The 3,677-nt window shown below is 39.4% G+C and carries 3 protein-coding genes; all 3 read right to left on the reverse strand.

The window, feature by feature from the left end; genetic code table 11:
• Positions 1-98 precede the first annotated feature (98 nt).
• Complete coding sequence (gene blaI, locus AC3G7N_RS20405) at positions 99-482, reverse strand: penicillinase repressor BlaI (protein WP_489424002.1); 384 nt, start codon at positions 480-482, stop codon at positions 99-101.
• A gap of 21 nt (positions 483-503) precedes the next feature.
• The gene (locus tag AC3G7N_RS20410) at positions 504-2,276 is read right to left on the reverse strand and encodes a BlaR1 family beta-lactam sensor/signal transducer (protein WP_489424003.1); all 1,773 of its coding nucleotides are present in this window, start codon (positions 2,274-2,276) and stop codon (positions 504-506) included.
• A gap of 140 nt (positions 2,277-2,416) precedes the next feature.
• Entirely contained in the window at positions 2,417-3,346 is a 930-nt protein-coding gene (bla, locus tag AC3G7N_RS20415; RefSeq protein ID WP_489424004.1) for a class A beta-lactamase, read from the reverse strand.
• Positions 3,347-3,677 lie beyond the last annotated feature (331 nt).

The raw sequence follows: 3,677 nt of genomic DNA on the forward strand, positions 1-3,677 counted from the left end.
GTGTCATATATAAGGGCCAAATTGTTGAATGAAACTTTTTGGACTAATCCCATAGGTGTAGTCAAAGGATGCTTTCAACTTTTAAAGAGGGGGCAGTCTTATTTTTTATCCTGCTTCTTATCCAATATGGATCTTAGTTCTTTAATATCTTCTTCAGACAGGTCTTCATCCTGAATGAATTGAACGAGCATCGATTTCAAGGTGCCGTCATAGAATCGTTTTACAAAGGAGTCTGTTTTGGCACGTTGGCATTCGTCTTGGGAATAAAGCGGATAGAATGTATAAACTCTTTGATTTTTATGGACACCGACGACTTCTTTTTTAGTGAGCCGATCCAACAATGTACGTACGGTTTTCTGTTTCCAGTTCGTTTTTGCCTGCAAGGATGAAATGATATCATTTGCTGTTTGCGGCGCTTTTTCCCAGAGCACTTTTAAGACTTCCCATTCTGACTCTGAAATAGTGGGTATTTTATTCGTCACGTTATTCCCTGCCTTTACCTTTTAATAGATGCCTTTTTCGTACAAAATGGATTTCGTAATTTCAGCAGCTATACTGCCACTGGCATGATGGTCGCTTTCGATATTAGTTGCGAAAAAATACGTATTGTTTTCCGTTTCTACATATCCAATGAACCAGCCATTCACATTTTTCCTGTTGACCGTTCCTGTGCCGGTTTTGCCATAGAGTGTTGCACTGTCTTTCGTCTCCAGTTTGATGGCATCTTTTATGAATTTAATGTTCTTACCATCAAATCCAAATTGGTTTATATAAAAGTCTTTGAGTGTCTGCACCTGCTCAATCGGTGAAATTTTTAAGGAAGATTCGAGCCAATAGTCTTCGATTCCACCCGATAGATTCTGATTGCCGTACTGTATTTTATCAAGGTAAGATTCAATGTTTTTCATTTGTACCTTTTTGTCCAGTTGCTGGAAGTACCAGGTTACGGAATTTTCCATTGCAGTAAATAAATTTTGATTCTGGTTCCAGCTTTGATAAGGATACGAGTTCCCATTCCACTTCATGGAGTTGTCATTTCGTGTGATGACTTCGGACTCCGATGCAAATAGTGCACTGTAAATTTTGTACGTGGAATTTGGCGAAACCCGTAATGTGCTTTTGTCTTTATTATAGATATTGTATTGTTCCTCTTGCAAATCGTACAGTACAAAGCTACCTTCATATCCATTGAAAAATGCGCTTAAATCCTCATACATTGTCTGCTTATTGTCGAAATCAATCCTGTCATCACCATAAGGCATCGCAGAAACAATTGGTATCTGACTCACGACAACCCCGACAAGAAGTATAAAAATCAGGATGCTTTTCAGTTTTAGCAGCTTTGTTTCAGATCTAAAGGCTGCAATACGTTCAATCCGTTTTTTTAATTGTTTTTTTGAACTAGCGATTTGGTTAACCATTGAGAAATGCCTTGGAAGATAGGATTTATCCGCAAACATAATAATCGTGTTTCCGTATGCTGTCTGCTGGTATTGATCCAATGTATTTAGGACAGCACTGTCACACGCGATTTCTCGGTCCAACCGCATTTCCCTGAACGCCATCCAGATCAATGGATTAAACCAGTATAAAATCTGGAATAAGACGATCAGATAATTTGTGGCAATGTCTTTATATTTATAGTGATGTAATTCATGCAGCAAAATGTATTTTATTTCATCCATGGATAGCCACGCTTCAGCATGACTCGGCAAGACTATATAGGTTTTAAATATCCCGAACGTCAATGGGGATTTGATCAGTGGCGATTCTCCCAACACCAGTGGTCGTGATACATTCAGCAGTTGTTTGCACTGTTTGAATAATGATAGAACCTCGCTATTCGTTAGCAGGGTTATAGACTTTTTTATTTGTCGCAGTTTTATCCATGCGTGAATGGAAAGAGCAATCATCACGAGCATGCCTGCAATCCATATGATGGTTAAAACGTGATTCAAAAATGTCAAATCAATACGGTTAACGGATGTTGAAAAATCGTGCATCCAATTTCCATTTTCCCATGATCCAGGGTTTTCGGTTGTGGTAACGGATGGTAACGGATTACTGTTTTGATTCCCATTCCACGTGAACTTATCTCCGAAGTTTAATAATTGGGCTGGAATATAAGGTAATAGTAAAGCGATTAGTAACAGGAACCAGAGATTATATTTCCATTTTGATGACAATTGGTTCTTAAAAATCTTTCTGATCAGCATGATAACGATGATCATGATAGAAGATATGAACATACTAACAGCCAGATGGAGGACAGACATTTCTTTATCTCCTTAATCGCGTATTTACTCAAATTACCTCTATTTTACCACTCGAGTCCATTTTATCGCCATGGAAAGAAATGCAAAAAAAGAAGGGTCACACATGCCGTCCCTGACTGACAAGTGAGATCCGGATTTTCTTATTTAAAAGCGTTCAGTGTGATTTCGGCGGCCTTTGCAATCAGTGCATCATCATATTCGGCATTCTCTGTATCGTGCCGGGACATAATTGCAATGACGATTGGTTCTTTGTTCGGTGGCCAAACAACGGCAATGTCATTTCTTGTTCCGTAGGTTCCGGCTCCGCTTTTATCAACAACTGTCCAATTTTCAGATGCGCCTGCACGTATTAATGGATCTCCTGATTCATTGCCTGTCATCCAGTCGATAAGCAATTCACGCTTATCATCTGGAAGAAAGTCACTAAGGGCGACCTTCTTCAGATTGGTGGCCATAGCTCTCGGTGTGCTTGTATCACGCTTATTCCCCGGTGTGAATTCATTCAATTCGGTTTCGTATCGTTCAGGCTGGGTAACGTCATCGCCAATGTCACGTAAGGCATGCTCAAATTTATCAGGACCCCCAATCGCCTCAAGTAGAAGATTCCCCGCAGTGTTGTCACTTTTCCGGATGGCCGCTTCACTTATTTCCAACAGCGTCAATCCGGTATCCACATGTCTTTCGGTAACAGGAGAATAAGTAACCAAATCATCATTGGTGTACGTAAGGACTTTTTCAATATCTTCTATGTTGTTTTGCTTAAGCAAGATTGATGCAGCCAAAGGTTTGAAGGTGGATGAATAGGCAAAACGTTCATTCGGTCGGTATTCGATGGTTTGATTCGTCCCTGTATCCATTGCATAGACACCGAGTTGGGCATCAAACTCATTTTCAAGCTGTACAAACTTTTCATCCTTATTGATCGTTTGCTTTGGTTCATTCTCCTTGTCGGATAATGTATCGGTCTTATTATCTGCATTTCCGCATGCGGTAAGTATTGTTAGTAACAGCAGCGTTATGGACAGTGTAAACAGGTGCATACCGATTTTGTATGGGCTTGTTTTTCTCATATTGGTACCTTCTCTCTATTAGATTGAATTGCTCATATTTGTTTTCTTCGTTTACCAACCGTTATTTGTAAGCATTTTATACCTCCTTATTAACTTCATGACTACAACTGTAGTCCAATACTACAGTTGTAGTCTATTAAATGTCAAGCCAAAATTTAAAAGTAGTTTGACACAATCTTGAAGTGTTCTTCTGTGAAAGAGGAAAATGATGTGGGCAAGTATGTCATAATGGAATAGGAAAAGGTATCGATTACAAAGATGAGGGCGGGTGAGGATTATGGAAACATACTTCCAAAAAATTAGCGGAGGGTTTGTACGGGTTTTTACCTCG

It is taken from the genome of Virgibacillus carmonensis, assembly GCF_057836705.1.